This is a genomic window from Allofournierella sp. (assembly GCF_017889395.1).
In the GTDB taxonomy this organism is placed as follows: Bacteria; Bacillota; Clostridia; order Oscillospirales; family Ruminococcaceae; genus Allofournierella.
The window spans coordinates 1-23,423 of sequence record NZ_JAGHKE010000007.1; the positions used below are offsets into that span (position 1 = coordinate 1).

General features: G+C 62.4%; 24 protein-coding genes. 13 read left to right on the forward strand and 11 right to left on the reverse strand.

What is annotated here, in order from left to right; translation table 11 throughout:
- Together J7G73_RS01550 and J7G73_RS01555 are read right to left on the reverse strand one after the other, a co-directional pair.
- Nucleotides 1–657: SDR family NAD(P)-dependent oxidoreductase (locus J7G73_RS01550; RefSeq protein ID WP_291244967.1), on the reverse strand; the 657-nt coding region annotated here is incomplete at its 3' end.
- Between the two features lie 172 nt (nt 658–829).
- On the reverse strand, nt 830–1,942 hold the full coding sequence (locus tag J7G73_RS01555; protein ID WP_087291864.1) for an ABC transporter ATP-binding protein: 1,113 nt from the start codon (nt 1,940–1,942) through the stop codon (nt 830–832).
- A gap of 142 nt (nt 1,943–2,084) precedes the next feature.
- On the opposite strand from J7G73_RS01555, the gene J7G73_RS01560 reads away from it, so the two are divergent.
- The gene (locus tag J7G73_RS01560) at nt 2,085–2,873 is read left to right on the forward strand and encodes a helix-turn-helix domain-containing protein (RefSeq protein WP_291244968.1); all 789 of its coding nucleotides are present in this window, start codon (nt 2,085–2,087) and stop codon (nt 2,871–2,873) included.
- Between the two features lie 220 nt (nt 2,874–3,093).
- Nucleotides 3,094–3,831, forward strand: a complete 738-nt coding sequence (gene nagB / locus J7G73_RS01565) for a glucosamine-6-phosphate deaminase (RefSeq protein WP_087181789.1) — start codon at nt 3,094–3,096, stop codon at nt 3,829–3,831.
- A 445-nt stretch (nt 3,832–4,276) separates the two neighbouring features.
- Here the strand turns inward: nagB and J7G73_RS01570 are convergent, their stop codons facing one another.
- Nucleotides 4,277–5,179 (reverse strand): helix-turn-helix domain-containing protein, encoded by a 903-nt coding sequence (locus tag J7G73_RS01570; protein WP_291244969.1) that lies wholly within the window; start codon nt 5,177–5,179, stop codon nt 4,277–4,279.
- A 236-nt stretch (nt 5,180–5,415) separates the two neighbouring features.
- On the opposite strand from J7G73_RS01570, the gene J7G73_RS01575 reads away from it, so the two are divergent.
- On the forward strand, nt 5,416–6,789 hold the full coding sequence (locus tag J7G73_RS01575) for an MATE family efflux transporter (RefSeq protein WP_291244970.1): 1,374 nt from the start codon (nt 5,416–5,418) through the stop codon (nt 6,787–6,789).
- Between the two features lie 66 nt (nt 6,790–6,855).
- A complete protein-coding gene (locus J7G73_RS01580; protein WP_291244971.1) occupies nt 6,856–7,725 on the forward strand; it encodes an NAD(P)-dependent oxidoreductase in 870 nt (289 codons plus the stop codon).
- A 50-nt stretch (nt 7,726–7,775) separates the two neighbouring features.
- Here the strand turns inward: J7G73_RS01580 and xdhC are convergent, their stop codons facing one another.
- Nucleotides 7,776–8,633, reverse strand: coding sequence for a xanthine dehydrogenase accessory protein XdhC (xdhC, locus tag J7G73_RS01585; protein ID WP_291244972.1), 858 nt, complete (start codon nt 8,631–8,633; stop codon nt 7,776–7,778).
- Nucleotides 8,634–8,890: 257 nt separating this feature from the next.
- Here xdhC and J7G73_RS01590 point away from each other — a divergent pair, with 257 nt between their 5' ends.
- From J7G73_RS01590 to J7G73_RS01600, 3 genes are read left to right on the forward strand one after another with little or no spacing between them, the layout of a single operon-like run.
- Nucleotides 8,891–9,991: a hypothetical protein gene (locus J7G73_RS01590; protein ID WP_291244973.1), complete on the forward strand. Its 1,101-nt coding sequence runs from the start codon at nt 8,891–8,893 to the stop codon at nt 9,989–9,991.
- Between the two features lie 40 nt (nt 9,992–10,031).
- Entirely contained in the window at nt 10,032–11,126 is a 1,095-nt protein-coding gene (locus J7G73_RS01595; protein ID WP_291244974.1) for a hypothetical protein, read from the forward strand.
- A 29-nt stretch (nt 11,127–11,155) separates the two neighbouring features.
- A complete protein-coding gene (locus tag J7G73_RS01600; protein WP_291244975.1) occupies nt 11,156–12,064 on the forward strand; it encodes a L,D-transpeptidase in 909 nt (302 codons plus the stop codon).
- Nucleotides 12,065–12,156: 92 nt separating this feature from the next.
- Here J7G73_RS01600 and J7G73_RS01605 read toward each other — a convergent pair whose 3' ends face one another.
- Both J7G73_RS01605 and J7G73_RS01610 read right to left on the reverse strand, forming a co-directional pair.
- Entirely contained in the window at nt 12,157–12,801 is a 645-nt protein-coding gene (locus J7G73_RS01605; RefSeq protein WP_291244976.1) for a hypothetical protein, read from the reverse strand.
- Nucleotides 12,802–13,113: 312 nt separating this feature from the next.
- Entirely contained in the window at nt 13,114–14,517 is a 1,404-nt protein-coding gene (locus J7G73_RS01610) for an ROK family protein (RefSeq protein ID WP_291244977.1), read from the reverse strand.
- Between the two features lie 296 nt (nt 14,518–14,813).
- Between J7G73_RS01610 and J7G73_RS01615 the strand changes: the two genes are divergently transcribed.
- A complete protein-coding gene (locus J7G73_RS01615; protein ID WP_291244978.1) occupies nt 14,814–15,020 on the forward strand; it encodes a DUF378 domain-containing protein in 207 nt (68 codons plus the stop codon).
- Between the two features lie 77 nt (nt 15,021–15,097).
- Here the strand turns inward: J7G73_RS01615 and selD are convergent, their stop codons facing one another.
- From selD to yedE, 4 genes are read right to left on the reverse strand one after another with little or no spacing between them, the layout of a single operon-like run.
- A complete protein-coding gene (gene selD, locus J7G73_RS01620; protein ID WP_367113923.1) occupies nt 15,098–16,138 on the reverse strand; it encodes a selenide, water dikinase SelD in 1,041 nt (346 codons plus the stop codon).
- Between the two features lie 14 nt (nt 16,139–16,152).
- The gene (locus J7G73_RS01625) at nt 16,153–16,398 is read right to left on the reverse strand and encodes a DUF3343 domain-containing protein (RefSeq protein WP_291244980.1); all 246 of its coding nucleotides are present in this window, start codon (nt 16,396–16,398) and stop codon (nt 16,153–16,155) included.
- Complete coding sequence (locus J7G73_RS01630; RefSeq protein ID WP_291244981.1) at nt 16,395–16,604, reverse strand: sulfurtransferase TusA family protein; 210 nt, start codon at nt 16,602–16,604, stop codon at nt 16,395–16,397. Before J7G73_RS01630 ends, J7G73_RS01625 begins: the two co-directional genes overlap by 4 nt.
- A gap of 14 nt (nt 16,605–16,618) precedes the next feature.
- Nucleotides 16,619–17,704, reverse strand: coding sequence for a YedE family putative selenium transporter (gene yedE / locus J7G73_RS01635; protein WP_291244982.1), 1,086 nt, complete (start codon nt 17,702–17,704; stop codon nt 16,619–16,621).
- 373 nt (nt 17,705–18,077) lie between these two features.
- Between yedE and J7G73_RS01640 the strand changes: the two genes are divergently transcribed.
- Nucleotides 18,078–19,241 (forward strand): aminotransferase class V-fold PLP-dependent enzyme, encoded by a 1,164-nt coding sequence (locus tag J7G73_RS01640; RefSeq protein ID WP_291244983.1) that lies wholly within the window; start codon nt 18,078–18,080, stop codon nt 19,239–19,241.
- Entirely contained in the window at nt 19,231–20,136 is a 906-nt protein-coding gene (locus tag J7G73_RS01645) for a selenium metabolism-associated LysR family transcriptional regulator (protein WP_291244984.1), read from the forward strand. The genes J7G73_RS01640 and J7G73_RS01645 overlap by 11 nt, the downstream gene beginning before the upstream one ends.
- Nucleotides 20,137–20,209: 73 nt before the next feature.
- Here the strand turns inward: J7G73_RS01645 and J7G73_RS01650 are convergent, their stop codons facing one another.
- Complete coding sequence (locus tag J7G73_RS01650; protein WP_291244985.1) at nt 20,210–21,400, reverse strand: FtsW/RodA/SpoVE family cell cycle protein; 1,191 nt, start codon at nt 21,398–21,400, stop codon at nt 20,210–20,212.
- A gap of 450 nt (nt 21,401–21,850) precedes the next feature.
- Here J7G73_RS01650 and tsaE point away from each other — a divergent pair, with 450 nt between their 5' ends.
- Genes tsaE through rpiB form a run of 3 tightly spaced genes read left to right on the forward strand, consistent with a single transcriptional unit; the run spans nt 21,851 to nt 23,420 of the window.
- Entirely contained in the window at nt 21,851–22,276 is a 426-nt protein-coding gene (tsaE, locus tag J7G73_RS01655; RefSeq protein WP_087181808.1) for a tRNA (adenosine(37)-N6)-threonylcarbamoyltransferase complex ATPase subunit type 1 TsaE, read from the forward strand.
- A complete protein-coding gene (tsaB, locus tag J7G73_RS01660) occupies nt 22,273–22,977 on the forward strand; it encodes a tRNA (adenosine(37)-N6)-threonylcarbamoyltransferase complex dimerization subunit type 1 TsaB (RefSeq protein ID WP_291244986.1) in 705 nt (234 codons plus the stop codon). The genes tsaE and tsaB overlap by 4 nt, the downstream gene beginning before the upstream one ends.
- The gene (rpiB, locus tag J7G73_RS01665) at nt 22,974–23,420 is read left to right on the forward strand and encodes a ribose 5-phosphate isomerase B (protein ID WP_291244987.1); all 447 of its coding nucleotides are present in this window, start codon (nt 22,974–22,976) and stop codon (nt 23,418–23,420) included. The genes tsaB and rpiB overlap by 4 nt, the downstream gene beginning before the upstream one ends.
- Nucleotides 23,421–23,423 lie beyond the last annotated feature (3 nt).

Consider the following 23,423-nt stretch of genomic DNA (forward strand, 5'->3'; position numbering starts at 1 on the left):
CTCTTCCGGCTTGCCGATGCGGCCCAGCGGAATCTGGGTGCACAGGGCCTTGATGATGTGTTCCGGCACCGCGCGCATCATGTCGGTATCGGTGATGCCAGGGGCCACTGCGTTCACCCGGATGCCGTATTTGCCCAGCTCCCGGGCCAGCGACAGGGTAAAACCGTTCACTGCGAACTTGCTGGTGGGATAGGCAATTCCGCTGGGCTGGCCGTAGCGGGAAACCATGGAGCTGGTGTTCAGGATCACACCGCTGCCCTGGGCCTGCATGATGGGAGTCACAGCCCGGGCGCAGGTGAACACGCCCTTCACGTTCAGGTCCATCACCTTTTCAAAGGTGGCCTCGTCGTATTTGTCAAAGGGCGTGGAGTCGGACATGCCTGCGTTGTTCACCAGGATATCAATGCGGCCGTACTCCTGCGCCACCTTCTGGACGGCCTCTTCCACGCTGGCCAGGTCCGCCAGATTGGGGGCGATGCCCGCCACCCTGGCGTTGGGGTCCTTCTCCTTCAAAGCAGCCACCGCCTTGTCCGCGGTCTCCTGCCGGGAGCCGGTGAGAATCACGGTAGCGCCCTCCCGCAGAAAAGCCTCCACGGTGGCCAGGCCGATGCCCCGGGTGCCGCCGGTGACAATGGCGATCTTGTTTTCCAATAGCATAATCCGTACCTCCTTTTATTCTTTCCCGCAGTCCGTCTGCGCGGGAACAGTTGTTTATCTTTATTATAACACCTTTGCAGACCGAAAACGGTGAGGAACGCACGGAAAACGCAAAAGCGCCGCTGGTTTTCCAGCGGCGCTTCTGCGTATAACATGATTCCAAGGGGAAGGATCAGTTGAGGATGGTCAGTTCGGTCTCGGGATCGAACAGATGGATCTTGTGAGGATCGAAGGCAACGGTAACGTTGCTGCCATTCTTGGCCTTGGAGGTGGGAGCTACACGAGCGGTCAGCTTGTTGCCCTTGTACAGCAGGTACAGGTAGATCTCGGAGCCCATCAGCTCGGAAACCTCAACAGTGGCCTCCAGCTTGCACTCGCCCTGCTTGTTCACGAACTCGGGATCGTCCTTGATGTCCTCGGGACGAACGCCAGCCTTGACCTTCTTGCCAACATAGGCATCCAGCTTGCCGTCGGTGGTCTTCTCCTTGGGCAGGTCGATGCGGTCGCCGGCCAGATCCAGGAAGTAGCCGTTGCCGTCCTTGTTCAGGGTAGCATCCAGGAAGTTCATCTGGGGGCTGCCGATGAAGCCGGCAACGAACATGTTGATGGGGAAGTCGTACAGGTTCTGCGGGGTGTCGACCTGCTGAACGATACCGTCCTTCATAACCACGATGCGGTCGCCCATGGTCATAGCCTCGGTCTGGTCGTGGGTAACGTAGATGAAGGTGGTAGCCAGCTTCTGGTGCAGCTTGATGATCTCGGTGCGCATGCTGGTACGCAGCTTGGCGTCCAGGTTGGACAGGGGCTCGTCCAGCAGGAATACGGCCGGGTTACGAACCATGGCGCGGCCCAGGGCAACACGCTGACGCTGACCACCGGACAGAGCCTTGGGCTTGCGGTCCAGCAGGTGCTCGATGTCCAGCACGCGGGCAGCCTCACGAACACGCTTGTCGATCTCAGCCTTGTCTACCTTACGCAGCTCCAGGCCGAAAGCCATGTTCTTGTAAACGGTCATGTGGGGGTACAGAGCGTAGTTCTGGAACACCATGGCGATGTCGCGGTCCTTGGGGGCCACATCGTTCACCAGGCGGTCGCCGATGTACAGCTCGCCCTTGCTGATCTCTTCCAGACCAGCGATCATGCGCAGGGTGGTGGACTTACCACAGCCGGAGGGGCCAACCAGAATGATGAACTCCTTGTCGGCGATCTCCAGGTTGAAGTCCTTAACGGCGGTAACGTCGCCGGAGTAGATCTTGTAGATATGACGCAGGCTAATGCTTGCCATGGGAATCGACACTCCTTTTTATTGTTGATGGTTTTAATTGTCTTTTGTTGATACGCTTGACCGCGTATCTCGTTGCTAATATAATAATACCAGACTTTTTCCGGATTTAAATAGCACTTTATTGATATGAGGTGATGTAAAATTGATTTTCGACCCCCTTGTCTTCTGCACCCTGAAGGAAACGAAGGACCTGCAGTTCTCCACCCCCATTCCTCTGGAGGGAGAAGGGCTTTGGATCGGGGTGCTTTCCAGTGGGCAATGTGCCCTGGCGGATGAAGAGGCTCCCCAGCTGGCGGGGGCGGGCAGCCTTTTGCTGGGCGCGCCGCCGCTGCGGCTGGTGCCCGCCGAGCCCTGCCATCTGGCAGCGGTGCTGCTGGGCGGTCAGGCGGCCGCGGCCTTTGCCGAGGGCCTTGCCGGCCCCATGTTCGCGGCGGGTGCCTCCTGCCCCGGCGCGGCTGAGCTGGTGGCCCAGCTGGTGGCCTCCCCCTCCTCCCGCCGGGCCTCGGCCCTGGGCTACCAGCTGCTGTGCGAAAGTGCCCGGGCGGACGCCGCCGCCCCCAGCTACCCGCCGCTGGTGACCATGGCCATTGCCGCCATGCGGGAACACTATGCCGGGCTTTACGGCGTGGAGGAGCTGAGCGAAAGCCTGGGTGTGAGCAAAAGCCATCTGGTGCGGGTGTTCAAGGCGGCGGTGGGCGTGCCCCCGGGCCAGTACCTGACTGGGGTACGCATCGAGGCGGCCAAGCAGCTGCTGTGCCACCGGGAATACCCGCTGGAGGTGGTGGCCAGCCTGTGCGGCTTTTCCGGGGCCAACTACCTGTGCCGGGTGTTCAAAAAGGCCACCGGCCAAAGCCCCACCGCCTGGCGGTCGGCCGCCGCCGGTGTTCCTGAGCTGCCCGAGCTGCCCCAGGAACGGGAGCTGTATGTGTAAGGCTTCTCCTTAATATAGTAAGAGAAAGGCCTATTTTTCAACAAATCCCGCCCCAATTTCGGAAAAGATTTTGTTTTTTGTGCAAAATTTCTGCATATTTTGGGCTATAATTTTTCCCCGGAAGGCTGTATGATAAAGATAAGACCGCGATTTGCAGGCAGGGCGCGTTCCCCGCTTTGCGAGTTTCACCGAAAAATAGTAAAGAACGGAGTGTATCACAATGAAAGTTGTTGTTACCAAGAGCTACGACGAGAGCTGCGCCTATGTGGCCGACATGATCTGCAAACTGGTGAATGAGAAACCCAACTGCAAGCTGGGCCTGGCCACCGGCGGCACCCCCGTACCCATGTACAAGAAGCTGATCGAGGCCAACAAGGCCGGCAAGGTGGACTTTGCTCAGGTACGCACCGTGAACCTGGATGAGTACTGCGGCATCCCCGAGACCCACGACCAGAGCTACCGCTACTTCATGAACACCAACCTGTTCGACCACATCAACATCGACAAGGCCAACACCTACGTGGCCAAGGGCATGGGCGACGCGGAAGCCAACGCCGCTGAGCTGGAGGCCAAGGTTCGCGAGGGCGGCGTTGCCGACCTGCAGCTGCTGGGCATCGGCAACAACGGCCACATCGCCTTCAACGAGGCCAGCGACCACCTGATCAGCGTGGCTCACATTGAAAAGCTGACCGAGAGCACCATCAACGCCAACGCCCGCTTCTTCGAGAAGAAGGAAGACGTTCCCACCACCGCCATCACCATGGGCATGGGTGACATTATGGCCGCCAAGTGCGTTGTGCTGATCGCCACCGGCCTGGCCAAGACCGACGCCATCAAGGGCCTGGTTATGGACAATGTGATCACCACCCAGAACCCCAGCAGCATGCTGAAGATGCACGAGAACGTGGTTGTCGTGATCGATCAGGAGCTGGCCGACGCCGTTGGCTACAAGGGCTAAGCGCTCCGTTTTCCACAAACCGGGCTGCTCCAGCACCGCCTGCACCGCCAGACCGCCGTCCGGGTCGGTGGTACAGTGCATGGACCGGCAGCCCTCCAGAGGTGCGGGCGGGGTGAGCACCAGATAACCCGCGCTCACGCCCACGGCCTCCACCGCGCGGGTGAGGGCGGCTGCATCCGGCTGGCAGGGCGCCTGGCCCTCCACCGTCAGCTGCCACAGGCCGGTATCGTTTTTGCGGCCGGGGCGCTGCTCCTCGGGCAGGCCCGGGTTCAGCCTCTGACGGCGCTGCTCTTCCCTGCGCCGTTCCACAGCCTGGCGGTCCCTCCGGCGGGAGCGCACGGTGGAATAGATGGCAAGGCCCATCATCACCAGCACCAGCACGCCCAGCAGTACCGGCAGCAGCGTCTGAAAGAAAAATACACTCATCACCTGTCTGCCCTCCGGCTTATTCCTCGCCGCGGCCGCGCCGGGCCAGCACCTTCACGCTGCTGGCATACTCCGAGGGAGTCATGCCGGTGACCTTTTTGAAATGGCGGGAAAAATAATGGATGGAATTGTAGCCCAGCAGGGCCGCAATCTCGGTGAAGTTGTGGCTGCCCTCCCGGATCATCTCCTTGGCCTTCTGGATCTTCAGATTGCCGAAGTATTCCATGGCGCCGCCGCCGGTCTTCTCCCGGAAGACCTTCTGCAGGTAGCTGCGGCCCACCAGATTGTCCCGGCAGATGTCGCTCAGGGTCAGGCGGCGCTGGATGTTGTTCTCCAGATACTGCTGCACCCGGCTCAGGAATTCATTCTGACTGCGCTCCCGAATCAGGCTGGTGGGCTTGGTCACCACCGGGCTGTCGCCCCGGCGCACCATATCCAGCAGCATGGTCTCCAGTGAGAGGCCGATCACTTGCTCGGCGCCGAAGGCCGCATCCTCCCGGCGGGTCAGATGCTGGGCCAGGGGATCGTCCAGCGGGGTGGAGAAGGCCGCACCGGCCATTTCCACGATCCGGGCCATGAGCACCCGGTCGCTGTCGCTTGCCATGAGCACCCGGCCCCGGAAAAAGTCCATGGCGGGGCTGTCGCAATCAAAGGAGACGATCACAATGTTGGGCGCATCCTTGCCGGTGGCACGGATGTTGTGATACTCGCCGGGCTCGTGGAAGATCATCTGCCCCTTTTTCAGCAGCTTCTCCTCCACGCCCGCGGTCACGTAGACCTCGCCCTTGTCCGCATAGACAAATTCCCAGAAATCATGACTCTCGCCCGTGAAGGCGTAGTCCGGGCCATATTCAAAATAATGTACCGAATAGATGCGGTCGATGCGCAGCACCTTGTCCAGCTCCAGTGCCTGATAGCCCATCTGCTTGCAGCTCCTCTCCTTTGGAAGAGGGGCGGTCTGCCCCTGCTTGTTTGTCCGTGGTTCACTTGCTCATGCTTGTAGTATATCCTAAAACGACCGATTGTGCAAATGTTTTCTTTTTTTCTGCCCCAAATGCCGCTCTCTGGCAGCATTTGCCCGAATATGCTATACTGGAACCGATGATGCAAATAACAGGGGCCCCGCCCCAAAAAATCAAACAGAAAGAGGACGGACCAATGCAGCGATTCAAAGAACATTTTTATACCGACTGGTCGTTTTACAAGCGGATGCTGGCCATCACCATTCCCATCGCTTTGCAGAACGTAATCAGCCTGGGCGTAAACATGATGGATACCATCATGCTGGGCCAGCTGGGCGATGTGGCCATCGCCTCGGCCAATCTGGGCGGCCAGCTGTTCACCATTCTGGATGTGATGGGCTTCGGCCTGGCCAGCGGCGCGGCGGTGCTGATCGCCCAGTACTGGGGCAAGCGGGACATGCTGCGCATCCGCCAGATCTTCGCGCTCACGCTGCGGGTGGTGCTGGTGGTGAGCAGCCTGTTCGCTCTGGTGGGCCATTTCCTACCCGAAAAGGTGCTGGCCATCTATACCACCGATGCAGCGGTGATCGAATCCGGCGCGACATACCTGAAGCTTTTATCCATCAGCTTCGTGCTGTTCAGCTTTTCCAACTGCTACATCATGTGCCTGCGGGCGGTGGAGCAGGTGCGCATCAGCATGGTGGTGTATGGCTGCAGCTTCTTCATCAACGTATTTTTCAACTACTGCTTCATCTTCGGCAAGCTGGGCGCACCGGCCTGGGGTGTGCGTGGCGCGGCCTTCGGCACCGTGATGGCCCGCCTGTTCGAGCTGTGCGCCACCCTGGTGTACATGTGCTTCATTGAAAAACGGGTGCGCTTTACTCCCCGCTGGCTGCTGCAGCTGAAGAGCGGCCTGGGCCGGGACTATGTGCGCAACAGCGTGCCGGTGGTGAGCAACGAGCTGCTGTGGGGCGTGGGCCTCTCGGTGGTGAACCTGACCATCGGCCACATGGGCGCCAGCTACACCAGCGCCATGAGCATCGTGAACGTATTCAACCAGCTGGTGAGCGTATTCACCTTCGGCATGTCTGCCGCCAGCGCGGTGGTGGTGGGCAAGACCATCGGCGAGGGCCGCATCCACGATGCCAAACGGGCCGCCAACAGCTCGGTGCTGGTGGGTCTGGGCCTGAGTTTTATCTGCATGACCCTGCTGCTGGTGGGCCGGCCCTACATCCTAAGCCTTTATAATGTGAGCCAGCTGGCCCACGACACCGCCTTTGCCATGATGACCATCCTGGCCCTGATGCAGCCCTTCCAGGCGGTGGGCTGCGTGATGATCGTTGGCGTGCTGCGGGGCGGCGGCGATGTGCGCACCAACCTGATGCTGGACAGCGGCCTGCAGTGGTGCCTGGCCATTCCGCTGGGCCTGCTCACCGGCTTTGTGCTCCACTGGAGCGCGCCTGCCGTATTCTTCTGCCTGCGGTGTGACAACATCGTGAAGAGCATTGCCGGTTTCATCCGTCTGCGCAGCGGCAAATGGATTCGGGTGGTCACCCGGGAAGCCGCCTGAGTGCTGCTTTTTCGCCCCGGCCAAACACCGGGGCGGCATTTTATAAAAACGGGGAGATGTGTTGTTATGAGCAAGATCGCATGGATCGGCACCGGCGTGATGGGCCGCCAGCAGGCAGGCCACCTGGTAAAGGCCGGGCATACCGTAAAGGCCTACAGCCGCCGCTACGAAGCAGTGTGCCGGCAGGCGAAGGAATTCGGCTTTGCGCCCTGCGCCACCATCCGGGAAGCAGTGGCCGACGCGGAATTCGTCTTCGTGATGGTGGGCTATCCGGCGGACGTGGAGCAGGTGTTCTGCGGCCCCGAGGGCATTCTGGAAAACGCCCCCGCCGGGGCCGTGGTGGTGGACATGACCACCTCCAGCCCCACACTGGCCCAGAAGCTGTATGCCCTGGGCAAGGAAAAGGGCATCGCCGTGATGGACGCCCCGGTCTCCGGCGGCGACAAGGGCGCCCGGGAGGCCACCCTGTCCATCATGGTGGGCGGTGACGAGGAGGCCTTTACAAAGGCCCTGCCCCTGTTTGAATGCATGGGCAAGAGCGTGCTGCTCATGGGCCCTGCGGGCTATGGCCAGCACACCAAGGCGGCCAACCAGATCGCCGTGGCGGGCGCGACCGCGGCCTACACCGAGGCCATCCTCTACGCCGAAAAGGCCGGGCTGGACCCCCACAAGATGCTGGCGGCCATCGGCGGCGGCGCGGCGGGCAGCTGGCAGATTGCCAACATGGCTCCCCGTGCCCTGGCCGGAGATTTCGCTCCCGGTTTCTTTGTGAAGCACTTCATTAAAGATATGAAGATCGTGCGGGAGGAGACCGCCCAGCGGGGCGTGGAGCTGGAAATGCTGGACAGCGTGCTCCATCTCTACGAGGAGTTTGCCGCGGCGGGCGGCGAGAACGAGGGCACCCAGGCGCTGATCGATTTCTATCGCAAAAAGTAACCGCACATACAAAAAGAGAGCAGCCCGCACTGCTCCCTTTTTTATTTGCTTCAGCTGTGAATCAGCTCCAGCGGCTTCGCGCCAGCGCCCCGCTGCCCGGCCCGCCAGGCAATGAGCTGGCCCGCCACGCTCACCGCGATCTCCGCCGGGGTCTCGGCCCCGATGGAAAGGCCGATGGGGGTGCTCACCCGGGCAAACTGCTCCGCACCGAAGCCCTCCTCTTCCAGCTTCTGGCGGGTCATGGCGATCTTGCGGCGGCTGCCCATCAGCCCGATGTAGCCCGCCGGGGTGGTCAGCGCCTTGCGCAGCACCTCGTAGTCGTGCTCGTGGCCCCGGGTCATGATGACGATCAGATCCTCTTCGGTGGGCTCCAGCCGCTCCACCGCGGCGGCCATCTCCTCGCAGAGCACGCCCGCCGCGCCGGGGAAGGCAGACTCCACCGCAAACTCCGGCCGGTCGTCCACCACCCAGTACTCAAATTCCAGCGCGGGCAGCAGCGCCGCCAACGCCCGAGCCACATGACCCGCGCCGAACAACAGCACCCGCCCGGCTCCCGTCTGAGCCGCCCGCCGCTGCGCCTCCTGCACCGAGGCCTCGCCCGCAGGCAGATACAGAAATTCCACCCTTACCTGGCCGCCGCAGGCCATACCCACCTGGTTGGGGCCCCTGTCGTTCAGGTCGTATTCCTCCACCGCGCTCTGCTGTTCCTCCAGCGCCCGGGCGGCCCGCTGCTGGCACACCGCCTCCACCCTGCCGCCGCCAATGGTGCCGATGCATTCGCCGCCGCCCAGCACCGCCATGAAGGCCCCCGCATGCCGGGGAGCCGAGCCCCTGCTTTCCAGAATGGTCACCAGCACCGCCGGTTCCGTTTCCAGCCGCCGGGCCAGCTGCTTCATTCCCTGGTTCATATTTTCTTCTCCTTCTGTGTGCCGGTCATATTGCCCCGGCCCCGTTCATATTCCTGTTGAGACGACACCGCACGGTTTTCATGCGTTATTGTCCTTAGCATATCACGCCCATCTGCGGATGGCAAGCCGGTTGACAAAGTCCCCCTGTTCGCGGTACGCTGAAACCACAGAATCCGGCATTTGGCATTTTTGAAAGAGTTTCCTCTGCCGGTTCGTTTTATTAACAGCGCCGCCCCAAACGCGGCAAAGGAGGACCCATGTCGTTTACGCTTCCCATTTACCGCGCGCCGGATTTTTCCGTGCCCGCCTTCGCCCGCTGCCCCGATGCCCGCTTTGTGCCCGCCCCCTGCGACGGGGCCGCGCCGGACGGCTACCACAGCACCAGCATGTACCCGGAATACTTCCGGATCGACGGCCGCTGGACCCTGGCCGAGGAAAGCCGGATGGACGGCTGCGTGGTACTGCGGGAAAACGGCCGGCTGGATGTGGTGGAGCTGCGCAACCTGAAGCAGGGCGACCTGGTGGCCCTGGGCCGCACCGACGACGGAGCGGACGGCATCTACCTGCACACCGGCGGCTTTGCCGACCCGGAGGCCCGTGCCGAGGCGGACGCCTTCACCTTCCGCCAGGGGCGCAGCCGGGAGACCTCCTACACAAAAGACTACGACCGGCTGATCCAGCTGCTGCGCCACGAGAAGGAGCACGGCAACATTCTCTGGGTGATGGGGCCTGCCTTCTCCTTTGATGCGGGCGCCCGCGCGGCCATGCAGGCGCTGGTGGAGGCAGGCTACGCCCACGGACTGCTGGCGGGCAATGCCCTTGCCACCCACGATCTGGAGGGCGCGCACCTGCACACCGCCCTGGGGCAGGACATCTACACCCAGCAGAGCATGCCCGGCGGCCATTACAACCATCTGGACGTGATCAACCGGGTACGCCGCTGCGGCAGCATTCCCCGGTTCATTCAGGAATACCACATTCAGGACGGCATCATGTACAGCATCGTGAAGCAGGGCGTGCCCTTCGTGCTCACCGGCTCCATCCGGGACGACGGCCCCCTGCCGGAGGTGATCGGCGACGCCTATCAGGGCCAGACCGCCATGCGGGGACTGGTGAAGCAGGCCACCACCGTGATCTGCCTGGCCACCATGCTGCACACCATCGCCGCCGGAAATATGACCCCCAGCTTCCGGGTGCTGCCGGACGGCACCATCCGCCCGGTGTATCTGTACACCGTGGACGCGGACGAATTCGTGGTGAACAAGCTGCTGGACCGGGGCAGCCTGTGCGCCACCACCATGGTGACCAACGTGCAGGACTTCATCACCAAGCTGGCCCACGGGCTAGGGGTTCTGTAAGAAGTTTATTTTACATAAATAAAGAAAGGAAGTGCCGTCCGTGCGCCGGGCCTTGTGTGCTTTGATGATTCTTGCGGTTCTGACAGGCTGCTCCGCTCCCGCCGCCTCGGGGCAGGCCGGGCAATCTGCGCCTGCCAGTCAATCCTCTGCGGACACATCGCCCGCCAGCACTGCGGCACCTGCACAGGGCGCGGTGAACGAGGCCCAGCTGCGCTGGAAGGAAAACGCCTCCACCGCTCTGCGCCAGTCACTGGTGCTGGCCACCGACCTGCCGGTGATGGACTACCTGCTGCCCGCTTTGAACGAACAGGACGCGGTGGTGCTGGTGGGCAAGCCGGAGCAAAGCGTGCCCCAGGCCGCCTTTTACGTGACCGAGGAGGAGGCCACGCCCCTGGACATCGGCCCCTGCGGGCCCCAGACGCTCCGAAGGCTTACGCTGGAGGACGGCCAGACCTGGGTGATGATCACCGAGCAGCAGCTGGGCGTTTCGCCTCCGGCCAGCTACTTTTTCTATCTGGACGATGCCGGCGCGCTGACCGGCTTTTCCCTCCGGGACCCGGAGAGCGGCCAGCCGCTGGCGGTGTCCGCTCAGACAATCGAGGGCAGCACCCGGTTTTCGCTGGAGGTCACCCGGCTGGACGGCGGCTGCACCCGCATCGAACCCGCGGACGGGATGGACAATTCCTATCTTTGGGTCACCGAGGAGGGGAGCTTTCTGCCCTCCGGGCGCAGCGTGCATCACTACCCGCTGGTGCTGGAAAACGGCAGCTTTTACGAGCTGGCGGCCGTTCCGCTGGAGGAGGAGCAGTTTTTGCAGCTGTTCCCCGAGGGGAAGGACTGGCTGGACCGGATGCTGGAACACGAGACCCGTCTGGTTCGGGAGGATACGCTGGACAGTGAATACACGTTTCTGTACCGGGGCGACGGTACGGTGGATGTGAACCTGCGCTACGGGGATTTTGAATGGGGCTGGCAGTGCTGCCATCTCACTCTGACCCCCGGCCAGCCTCTTCCCGAGCCGGGCACTCCCGAGGGCAGATTCCAGCCGGGCTACCGCCAGCAGGCCGCCTGCCCAGCCATTGCCCGGCAGCCTGAACTCCCCGACGCTCTTGCCGAACCCGGCGAGGATCAATGAATCAATCCAATCACAGGAGGAACCCGACCTTGACCAAACGCATTGCATCCATTCTGTTTGCCGCCCTCATGCTGGGCGGCCTGCTGGCAGGCTGCGGCGGAAACGCTGCTCAGTCACCCGCCGCCTCGGCCGCTCCCACCGCGGCCCCGGCCACACCCGACCCCACCGCCGAACCCACCCCCACGCCGGACCCGGAGGCGGTGTGGGCCCAGGCCGGCAAGGACACCATGGCCTGGCTGCAGAGTCAGCCCGGCTTTGAGGGGCTGGACCTGACCGTGCAGGAGGGCTTCCCCTATTTCCTGGCGGTGAACCGGGATGCCAACACCGTGACCGTTTACACCGCCGACGAGAACGGCCAGTACACCAAGCCCTACATGGCCATGGTGTGCAGCGGCGGCACCGACACCCCCACCGGCTACTGGAACACTCCGGTGAATTACGACTGGCGGCTGCTCGCCGGTCCCTGCTACGGCCAGTACGCCACCCGCATCAACGGGCCCTATCTGTTCCACTCGGTGCCCTACTACACCCAGCACAAGGACGATCTGGAATACGACGAGTTCAATAAGCTGGGAACCACCGCGTCGCTGGGATGCATCCGGCTGGCGGTGGTGGACGTGCGCTGGATCTACACAAACTGCCCCATCGGCACCCCGGTGGCCATTTATGACGACGCGGCCAACCCCGGCCCCATGGGCAAGCCGGACACCCTGACCACCGACCCCAAGGATGAAACCCTGCGGGGCTGGGACCCCACCGACCCGGACCCGGCCAACCCCTGGAGCGACGAATATCTGGACGGCACCGCCATCCGCAGCGCCGCCGCGCAAAGCGACTGGGAGGCTTTCAAGGCCAGCGAGGCCTTCACCCAGAACCTGACCCCCACCGACCTGCAGGGCTGGAGCCACGACAGCGCCATCGTGGGCACCCGGGGCTGATTTCTTTTCAACCGAATACAACACAACAAAACCCGCTGAGGCTTCGCCCAAATGGACGGAACCCCAGCGGGTTTTCTTTTGTTTTTATGGTGTTACCAGTCCCAGCGGAACCCGGCGGCCTGCAGATCACCGCGCATGGCGTAATACTCCTGCTCAAAGGTCACATACTCCCCGGCGGCCAGCGCATCCAGCTGACGCTCACAGGCGCAGGCGGCATGTGCCAGCGCACGCGCCGCGTTGGCAGGGCAGCCCTCATGGCTGCAGGCCATCAGGTACTGCATCGCGTTGGGCAGATACTGCACCGCGAAATCCGCCGCCTGGGTCGGGTCGGCATCCTCCGTCTCCAGCATCGCCAGCAGGGCGGCGCAGCCGGTCTGCAGCCGCTCGAACTGCCAGGCCAGCATGGGCGGCCGGGAAAAGGTTTCGGTCATACCGCCCATGGCACGGACGGCACCCCGCAGGCTGCCCAGCACCCGCTGGTCCACCCGCAAACTCTGGGGCAGGGTGGGCGCGGGAGGTACCGGCCGGGCAGCGTTCTCCGCTTCGTCCAGCCCCAGCACCGGCAGCGCGCCCGCAGGCAGCAGAGCGTTCACCACCAGCAGCATGGCACCCACCAGCAGCGGCACCGAAAGAACCGCCAGCGTGAATTTCAGCCAGGCCCAGGGAGCGGGCAGAAGAATACACACAGCGGCCAGCACAAAGCAGGCGGCAGCCGCCATCCAGAAACGTTTTTTCACAGGGCAAAGCCCCCTTTCCCATCAATCATCCCATCTGCCCGCAGGCAAGTCCGAGAACCGTTTTCTATTATAACACAAAAACACCCACCTCCAAAGAGGTGGGCGAAAATGCTCTGCAAGTTTTACAAAAAGTTTTCAGGCAACGCCGCACAATTCACGGTGAAGCCCTCAGGCGGCGTATCACGCCAAAATTTTCTGTGATATTTTCCAAAAATGCTCGCCAAGCCACCAAGGCTTGTCTGCGCTTTTTTGTTCATCTCACAAAAAATTTTCCGGCGCGCTCCACCACCTGAAATTATGCGGTGTTGCCGCTTACTTAACCTCAGGCAGGCTGGCAGCAGCGGAGCTCTGGCCAACGCGGCGGGTCATCTCGTCCGGAGCTTCGGGACGGAACTTCACGTCGGGGTACTCCTCGTCCATCACGCGGGCAGCGGTCTCCAGAATGATATCGCCGCCGCGGCCGCTCATCACGCGGCCCATCATCTGCACGTGGTGGATGTCGTAGAACTGAGCGTACAGGCCCATGGTGTGGCCCAGGTATACGCCGATGCTCTCGTACACCTTGATGGCGCGCTCGTCGTTCTCAGCCATCAGGCCCTGAACCACCTTCAGGCGCTTTGCCGGGGGCTCGGTCTCGTCCAGCTCGATGCCGGCACGGGGAGCCAGCTTGTTCACGCCGTCCTGGCTGAAGTACTTCACGCCGCAGCCGATGTCGCCGCTCCACTCGTCCTCCATGGCGTCGGGCTGACCGTCCACGGGAGCAAATGCCAGCTCGTTCAGCCAGCCGCAGATGTTGCCCTCGCCGTCCACGTAGCCAACGGCCTCGCTGGTGCCCATGGCGATGCCCATGATGCCGTTCTCACCCAGGCCCATAGCGCCGGCCAGAGCGGAAACATCGCCGTCGTTGGCAACCACAACGGGGATCTCGTAGCCCAGGATGCGGCCCAGATCCTCGGCAGCGCGGGTGTAGATGTTCTTCACCTTAGCGTCGAAGTCTTCCTTGCCCACCTTCAGGAACAGGCTGGCAACCATGCACTTGTTGTCGATGTAAACACCGGCGGAGGAAACGCCGATGCCGTCCACCTTGCGGCCCTTCTCCAGGATCTTGGCAGCAGCGGTCTCCATGGCGGCCAGGATACCCAGGTAGTGGTAGTCGGGGTTGGTGTTGACCTTCGGGTACCACACAACCTCTTCGCTGTAGATGGTCTCGCCGTCGATCACGGCGCTCACCTTGCGGTCAGATCCGCCGGCGTCAAAGCCGATGCGGGCGCCGTTGGTGTGACGGCCCACGCTCTCGGTCTTCTGGAAGGCAGCGGGCTTCTGGTCGTAGGGCAGAGCCACTACCTCAAACTCACGCTCGTAAACGCCCTCCATGAAGTTCTTGTCGAACTCACGGCTGCCGCCCACGGAGTAGGCCTTCTTGATGCCCTCGGCCAGCTTGTCGTCGCCGCAGATGTACACCTTGAAGCCGCCCCAGCTCCACAGCAGGAACTTCACCAGACGGTCCACATAGTAGGCATCGGCCTCGGCCATCTCGGGGGTGTCGTAAACCTTGCACTCCCAGGTGCCGATCTGGCCGCCGCTGCGCTCCACAGCGATGCACAGGGGCTTGGTGGCGCCCATGGAGTAATGCTTAAAGAACAGGCCCAGAGGCACAAAGCCCTGGTCCAGCTCAGGCAGGTTCTTTACGGGAATCTCAACATTCAAGAATTTCATGTTCTTCCGTCCTTTCGTGTCATCACCGGCGCTTCGGCCTGTGGCCCGCAGCGCACTGTGCCGGGCTGCAGGCCTGGCCGCTTCTCTTGCTTTCATTGTAGTACATCCCTCAGCGCAGCGTCTATTGCAAAGCGGCTTTACAATTTGTACTTTCGTGTATTTTTGGGCGCTGTGGCCAAAATCACTGCCCCATGTTTACAGCTTTTGCACTATATTGGACGGAAGCAAAAACGCACCCCGGCTGCATAACCCGGCCGGGACCCGGGCAGACTAAGGCCAGAAAAGGAGGAAAAAACATGTCTGTTTTTTATAAGATCTGTATCCTGCTGCTGATCGTGGGCGGCTTGAACTGGGGCCTTGTGGGCCTGTTCCGCTTCGATCTGGTGGCCTGGCTGTTCGGCGGCTCCGCCAGTGTGCTCAGCCGCATCGTCTACGCGCTGGTGGGCGTTTCGGCTCTGGGCGCCATTCCCAGTCTGTTTATGTCGTCCGACGGCGAGCACTGACCGCCTGCAGCACAAAAAGCGCGCTTTCCCGCCATTTGGGGAAAAGCGCGCTTTTTGTTATGAGAAAAAGGAAAATTTTAATCCTCCAGGCAGACCGCCGCATCCTGCTGCTCGGTCACATAGCCGATGCGTGCCGCCTTTACGCCCGCGGCCAGCAGCTGCTGAAGGCATTCTTCGGCGCACTCTTCCGGCACCGCCGCCAGCAGACCGCCGCTGGTCTGGGGGTCGTAGAACAGATCCTCCAGCGCCTGCTCCACCTTTCCCTTCACCTGCACGCCCGCCTGGGCGTATTCCCGGTTGCGGTAGGCTCCGGCGGGAATGAAGCCCATCCGGGCCAGCTCCAGCGCCTCCGGGTGGAAGGGCACCGCATGGGCCTGAATGTGCAGGGTGCAGCCGCTGCCCTGGGCCATCTCGAAGCTGTGGCCCAGCAGGGCGAAGCCGGTCACGTCGGTGCAGCTGTGTACCGGGTACTCCACCAGCACATCCCGGGCGGCCTTGTTCAGGGTGGCCATCTGCCGGTAGATGCGCTCCAGCACTGGCGCTTCCACCAGCTCCGCCTTGGCGGCGGTGGTGATAACCCCCACGCCCAGCGGCTTTGTGAGCAGCAGCACGTCGCCAGGTTTGGCCCCGCTGTTGGTGAGGACCTTATCCGGGTGGACAAAGCCCGCCACCGCCAGCCCGTAGATGGGCTCGGCCCCGTGGATGGTATGCCCGCCGGTGATGATGGCCCCCGCCTCGTAGGCCTTGGCGTAGCCGCCCCGTAGAATTTCGTGCACCGTGTGCTTGTCCATGGATTCGGGCAGGCACATGATGTTCAGCGCGGTGCGGGGCTCGCCGCCCATGGCGTATACATCGCTCAGGGCGTTGGCCGCCGCGATCTGACCGAAGAGATAGGGGTCGTCCACGATGGGCGGGAAAAAATCGGTGGTCTGCACCAGCGCCACCTCGTCGGTGATTACATACACGCTGGCGTCGTCGCTCTTGTCGTAGCCCACGATGAGCCGGGGGTCGTAGTGGGTCTCGAAGCCCTCCAGCATGCGGGCCAGCGTGCCCGCGCCCACCTTGGCCCCGCAGCCCGCGCAGCTGGCCAGCTTTGTAAGCTTTACCTCGGTTTCCATCAACAGCGCCTCCTTCAGCTGCCTTCCGCCCGGTAGACCGGGCGGTATCCCTCACCGGTCACCTCCACCACCTGCTCCACCTCGGCGGGGTATTCCCCGCCGGGGCAGGGGTCGCTGCCCCCGTATTCCGCGCAGGTGCCGCAGCTGCTGCTCAGCGCCCGGGGCACCGGCATCACCTTCACCGGAATGCCCGCTTGCTGGCACAGCTTTTTGAAGCGGATGGCTCCGAAATGGGAGTAAAAGGTTGCAATGTAGCTCATGCCCGGGTCAGGGTCAGCGTATATTCGCCGCCCGTTTCCTCCACCTGGACCGTGTAGCCCTGGTGCTGGGCGTAACGGGTCACGTTTTCCTTGCTGGCCAGATTGTCCACCAGCACCTGATATTTTGCCTGCTTGTCCATCATGACCTTGCGGGTCATGACCACCGGCTCCGGGCAGGAAAGCCCTCTTGCATCCACGATAACCATAGTTGTTTTCCTCCTTATGCGTTCTTGCGGAAGGTGTTCACGCAGGCGATGACCGCCACCACCGCGATACCGATGATCACAGCCACCTGACCGGCAGGGGTGCTGCCGGTGCCGCTGGAGGCCAGACCGAAGTTGTGGGCAAAGGCAGCGCCCGCGATGAGGCCCAGAACGGCCACCGCGCTGTCGGAATTGCCCTCACCCGCCAGCACCAGCTGACGCAGGGGGCAGCCGCCCAGCAGCACGCAGCCGAAGCCCGCCAGCAGCATGCCCAGGAAGTTCCACACACCGTCGGTATGAGCCACAGGCTGACCCTCAAAGCCCAGGGTGAAGTAGGCCTGACCGGTGACCGCACTCAGAATCAGGTTGCAGACCAGGGCGCTGGCAAAGATGGCCACAAAGCCCAGCAGCAGCTTGCTCTCCCGGAAGAGGGCCATGTCACGGATGCCGCCCACCATGCACAGGCGGGTGCGCTGGGCCAGAGCGCCCACCACAAGACCGGCGATCAGGCTGATCAGGATGGGAGCATGCAGCGCGCCCGGTCCTGCGCCCGCCTCGGAGAAGAAGATGAAGGCGGGAGCCGCCACCAGCAGCACCAGCATGACCACCTGCACCGCCGGGAAGGCCGCGCCCTCCAGCACCGGCTGCTTAAAGGTCCGGCCCAGGGAGTAGCCACGGTTCAGGAACACAACGCCCACCAGGATGCCCGCCACGAAACCGGCCAGACCCAGCAGCGCGTTCAGATCGCCGCCCGCCAGACGCAGGATCATGCGGAAGGGGCAGCCCAGGAACATCAGACAGCCGATCATCACAAAGAAGCCCAGCACGAAGCGGGTCAGCGGAGCGCTGCCGCCCCGGGCGGAGAATTCCTTTTTGGCCAGCGCCATGGCAAAGCTGCCCAGCACCAGGCCGATGATCTCGGGCCGGATGTACTGCACCGCGCCCGCCCGATGCAGGCCCAGCGCGCCCGCGGTGTCACGCAGGAAACAGGCGATGCAGAAGCCCATGTTCACCGGGTTGCCGAAGAATACCAGCGCCGCCGCAATGACGCCGATGATCAGACCCGCGATCACAATCGTGATCTTTTCTTTTTTCAAGTCCATACCAAACGATCCCTCACTTTTTTATTTTTGGCAACACCGCACAATTCACGCCTGACGGCTCAGGCGGCGTATCACGCCAAAATTTTCCGTGCTATTTTCCAAAAATGCTCACCAAGCCACCAAGGATTGCCTGCGCTTTTTGGTTCATATCACAAAAAATTTTCCGGCGCGCTCCACCACCCGGAATTATGCGGTACCGCCTTTTGGGGTTCTCCTGTTTCCAATTATAGATAGTATTACTTTCGTTTTCCAATAGAATCTATTAATCTATCAAATAGATTTATCTGCTTTTCCAATAAAACAATTGTAGACTGCCCTCACCTGTGATATGCTGAAAGCAAACCACAGATCGAATGAAAGAGAGGATGCGACCATGCCGCGCATTTATCTGGACAATGCCGCCACCAGCTTTCCCAAGCCGCCTCAGGTGGCCCGGGCGGTGTTCGAGTTTATGACCCAGGGGGGCTGCAACATCAACCGGGGCGGCTACCAGACCGCCTACGACACCGAGGAGCAGGTGTTCGACACCCGCCAGCTGCTGTGCGACTTGTTCGACGGACCGGACTGCAAAAACGTGATCTTCACCAAAAACGTGACCGAGAGCCTGAACCTGCTCATCAAGGGCTTTCTGCACCCGGGAGACCATGTGCTGGTCTCGGCTATGGAGCACAACGCGGTGATGCGCCCGCTGGTGCAGATGACCGCCCACGGGGTGGAGTTTTCCCGCATTCCCTGCCGTGCGGACGGCTCGCTGTGCATCGAGCAGATGGAGGACTTGATTCGCCCCAACACCCGGGCGGTGATCCTGACCCACGCCAGCAACGTGTGCGGCACCGTGATGCCGATCCGGCAGGTGGGCGAGATCTGCCGCCGCCGGGGCCTGCGCTTTTTCGTGGATGCCGCCCAGACCGCCGGAGTGCTGCCCCTCTCCATGACCGAGGACTTCATCGACGCGGTGGCGTTCACCGGCCACAAGGGGCTGCTGGGGCCCCAGGGCACCGGCGGGCTGGTGCTGGCCGAGGGGCTGGAACAGGAGCTGGACCCGCTGCTCAGCGGCGGCACCGGCAGCCTGAGCCACACCGAGGAGCTCCCCGCCTTTCTGCCGGACCGGTTCGAGCCGGGCACCCTGAATCTGCCGGGCATTCTGGGCCTGCGGCAGGGGCTGCTGTGGCTGAGTGAGCAGCCGGAGGGTGCGGTGCCGGCACACGAGCTGGCCCTCACCGGCCGGTTTCTGCAGGGGCTTGCCCCGCTGGAGACCGCAGGCCTTGTGCGGCTGGCGGGCAAGCGGAATCTGGAGGGCCGCACCGGCGTGGTGGCACTCCAGACGCCGGGCCGGGAGATGGCCCAGGTGGCCTACCGGCTGGACAGCGAGTTCGGCATCCAGACCCGGGTGGGGCTGCACTGTGCCCCCTCGGCCCACAAGAGCCTGGGCACCTGGCCGGAGGGCGCCATCCGGTTTTCCTTCGGGGCCTTCAATACCGAGGCGGACGTGGACGCGGCCCTGGCCGCGCTGGAGGTGATCCTGCATGGAGCTTAAGCAGCTGCGCTCCTTCGCGGCGGTGGTGCGCTACGGCAGCTTCACCCGGGCGGCGGAGAACACCTATCTTTCCCAGCCCACCATCAGCACCCACATCCGAGCGCTGGAGGAGGAGCTGAACACCCAGCTCCTTCTGCGGGACACCAAAAATTTACAGGTCACGCCCCGGGGTCAGGAGCTGTACGAATGCGCCTGCCGGATGCTGGAATTGCAGGATAATCTGTTGCAGCGCTGGCGGCAGAGCGACCAGCACATCATCCAGCTGGGGGCCTCCACCATCCCCTCGGCCTACATCCTGCCGGAGGTGCTGCCCCTCTACGGCAAACAGAACCCGGGCAGCTACTTCGTGGTGCACCAGAGCGACAGCCGCCAGGTGATCGAGGGGGTGGCGGGCGGCTTATTCGACGTGGGCATGAGCGGCATGCCCTGTCAGGACGAGGCCATCCGCTGTGAGCCCTTTTTCCGGGACCGGATGGTGCTCATCACCCCGGTGAGCCGCCGCTTTCTGGCCCTGCAGAGCCAGGGCGAGCAGGCGCTGCCCGAGCTGCTGCGCGAGCCTATCATCCTGCGGGAAACAGGCAGCGGCAGCCAGAAAAGCGCCGACCGGTTTCTGGCCCAGATGGGCCTGCGGGAAAACGAGCTGCGGGTCACCGCCCGGGTGAACGACCAGGAATCCATCAAGAATCTGGTATCCGGCGGGCTGGGGGTGTCCATCGTGTCGGAAAAGGCGGTGCGGGATTTCGTGGCGGAAAAACGGCTGCTGGCCTTTCCTCTGCCGTCCGGCAGCGCTGAGCGAAATCTTTATCTGCTGCTGCCGCGCCACGCCAGTGCCGACAGCCTGCGCTTTTGCAGCTTTGTGCGGGAGTTCTACCGCGCCCCGCAGTCTCTGGAATGACACAGAAAAAAGCCGCCCGCCGTGTGCTTTGGCTGCACACAGCGGGCGGTTTTTGTTTTTCAAGCTGTCCGGCTCAATCGCTGAACAGGCGTTTTTTGTTGTGCATGTAAACGCTGGTGACCAGACCCACACACAGATACATCATCAGCACGCTGCTGCCGCCCGCCGAGAAGAAGGGCAGCGTAACGCCGATCACCGGCAGCAGCATGGTGTTCATGCCCAGGTTGATGATGATCTGCCAGGCCATGGTGGCGAACACGCCCACGCAGATGTAGGTGCCGATGTGGTCCTCGCTGCGCAGGCCGGTGGTGAGGGTGCGGATGGCGATGCCGAACAGCAGCGCCAGCACCACGATACAGCCCACAAAACCCACACACTGGGCCAGGTAACTGAAGATGAAGTCATCCTGGGCGTTGATCACATAGGCGTGGCCATCGTGGAAAAAGCCGTTGCCGAAGATCTGACCCGAGCCGATGGAGACACGGCCGCCCTTCTGCTGCTGCATGATGTCCCGGTACTTGGGGTCGTCCGGGTAGAACCACAACGCCATGATCCGGTCCACCTGATAGCCCTTGAGCTTATCCGGGAAGAAGTTCAGCACTGCCGCCAGACCCGCCGAGCCCAGCGCAATGGCGCTGAGGATATATTTCCAGGAAAGGCCCGCCGCGAACAGCATCATACAGCCGATGGTGGCGAACACGATGCCGGTGCCGTCGTCGCCCTGGATGTGGATGATGCCCACCGGCACCAGAATGTGCAAAAGCAGCTTGGCCAGCACCTTGAGCTCGTTGATGCGCTCGCGCACATTGTCCAGATGCATGGCGAAGGTGAGGATGAAGCTGATCTTGGCCAGCTCGGTGGGCTGCAGACTCAGCGGCCCCAGAATCAGCCAGCTCTGGTTATCGGTGCCGCTGGGCGTATAGCCCAGCGTGACCGGCCCGATGGTAAGCCCGGTCAGGGTGAGCAGCACCAGGCCCCAGGTGATGGACACATGCACCGGCCAGATCTTGACCAGGCCCCGGTAATCGACGCAGGAGAGCAGCACCGCGCAGCCCAGCCCCAACAGGCTGGCCACCGCCTGGATCAGCACATCCCGGTATTTGCCCAGGCCGGTAATGGCCCCGGTGAAGGAATCCACGGCAAAGCCGCCGTTGTCCATACCGATGCTGATGAGGGTGACCACACTGAGAGCAGAGCAGCACACGCACATCAGAAGATAAAACCAGTCGGTGGCTTTTACATATTGACGGATGATCTTGAACATTCCACGGCTCCTTTTGTGTTTGCCTCACCGCCCGCGGCCCTTTGCAGCCGGGGCAGGGGGTTGCCTTTTATTATAGCCCAGTTGAAGGCGGCTGACAATCATTTCCCCGCCGCTTTGTGTTGAACTTTCGGGGGCAATTGAGTATACTTATTACAAGGCAGCACTGCACAATTCACGCCTGCCGGCTCAGGCGGCGTATCACGCCAAAATTTCTCGTGATATTTTCCAAAAATGCTCGCCAATCCACCAAGGATTGGCTGCGCTTTTTGGTTCATATCGCAAAAAATTTTCCGGCGTGCTCCACCACCTGGAATTATGCGGTGTTGCCATAAGTATGCGTGTTTCTTGTGTTTCTTTTATGAAAACGAGGCTGCATCCCGTTTTATTTCACGGCCGGGGCCTTCTTTTTTGCCGCGGCCGGCATCCCATCGTTTAAGGAGCATCTGTTTCATGGCCATTTTCAATACCGCCAGCCGCGCCGAGACCGTGGCTCTGGGCGAGCGGCTGGCCGGCCGCCTTGCCCCCGGCAGTCTGGTGTGCTTCACCGGCGGGCTGGGCGCGGGCAAGACCGCCTTCACCGAGGGGCTTGCCAAAGGCCTTGGCTGCACCGACCCGGTGAGCAGCCCCACCTTTGCCATCGTGAACTACTACCGGGGTCCCCGGCCGCTGGCCCATTTCGATCTGTACCGCATCTCCACCGAGGAGGACCTGAACGCCGCCGGCTTCTATGATTATCTGGACCAGGGCGCGGTGGTGGCCGCCGAGTGGAGCGAGAACTTCGCCGCACTGCTGGCGCTGGAGCACCCGGTGACGGTGGACATCCAGGTCACCGGCCCCGAGAGCCGCTGCATTACCATCGAGGGGGTGAGCTTGTGATCACCTTTGGTATGGATACCGCGGGCCGCACCGTGAGCGTGGCCCTGATGCGGAACGAGCAGCTTTTGTACGAGTGCTACCAGGACGCGGGCCTCACCCACAGCGAGACCCTGATGCCGCTGGTGGATCAGGCCTTCCAGGCCACCGGCCTGACCCCCGCGGATGTGAACCTGTGGGGCGTGTGTGCCGGGCCGGGCAGCTTCACCGGCCTGCGCATCGGCCTTGCAGCGGTGAAGGGTCTAGCCTTCTGCACCGGCGCGCTGTGTGCGCCGGTCTCCACCCTGGAGGCGCTCGCCCACAGCTTTGTGGGCGAGGGCACCGTGGTCAGCGCGCTGGACGCCCGCCGCGGTCAGGTGTACTGGGCAGCCTTTGATCTGGCACCCGGGCACACCCGCCTGGTGCCGGACACTGCCGCCGGGCTGGAGGATATGTCTGAATTTTTGCAAAATTGCAAAAAACCGGTGTTTTTTGTTGGTGACGGGGCTGCACTGTGCTATAATAGGTACGGCTCTTTGCCGGGGGTTCTGCCCTGCCCGCCCGCCCTGCAGCGGCCCCGGGCAAGCGCGGTCTGCCTCGCGGCAATGGAAATGAATCAAAAGGGCCTCTGCGTACCCCCTGCCCGGCTGCTGCCCAGCTATCTGCGGCTGAGCCAGGCGGAACGGGAACGCCAGGCCCGTATCAAAGGAGAATCGATGCAATGAGCAAACCCGTTGCCCTTGCCGCCGACCATGGCGGCTACGAACTGAAGGAAGCCATCCGCAAGCATCTGGACGAGATCGGCGTTGCCTACAAGGACTTTGGCAGCTACACCGGCGAGGCCTGCGATTACCCGGACATGGCCGAAGCCGCCTGCCAGGCCGTGGTGGCCGGTGAATGCGACAAGGCGCTGCTGTTCTGCGGCACCGGTGTGGGCATCAGCATGAGCGCCAACAAGGTCCGCGGCATCCGCGCCTGCTGCTGCAGCGACGCCTTCAGCGCGGAATACACCCGCCGCCACAACGACGCCAACGCCCTGTGCATGGGCGGCCGCGTGGTGGGCCCCGGCCTGGGCGTGTATCTGGTGGACCTGTTCCTGAACACTCCCTTCGAGGGTGGCCGGCATCAGCGCCGCATCGACAAGGTGATGGCTCTGGAAGAGAAATAATTG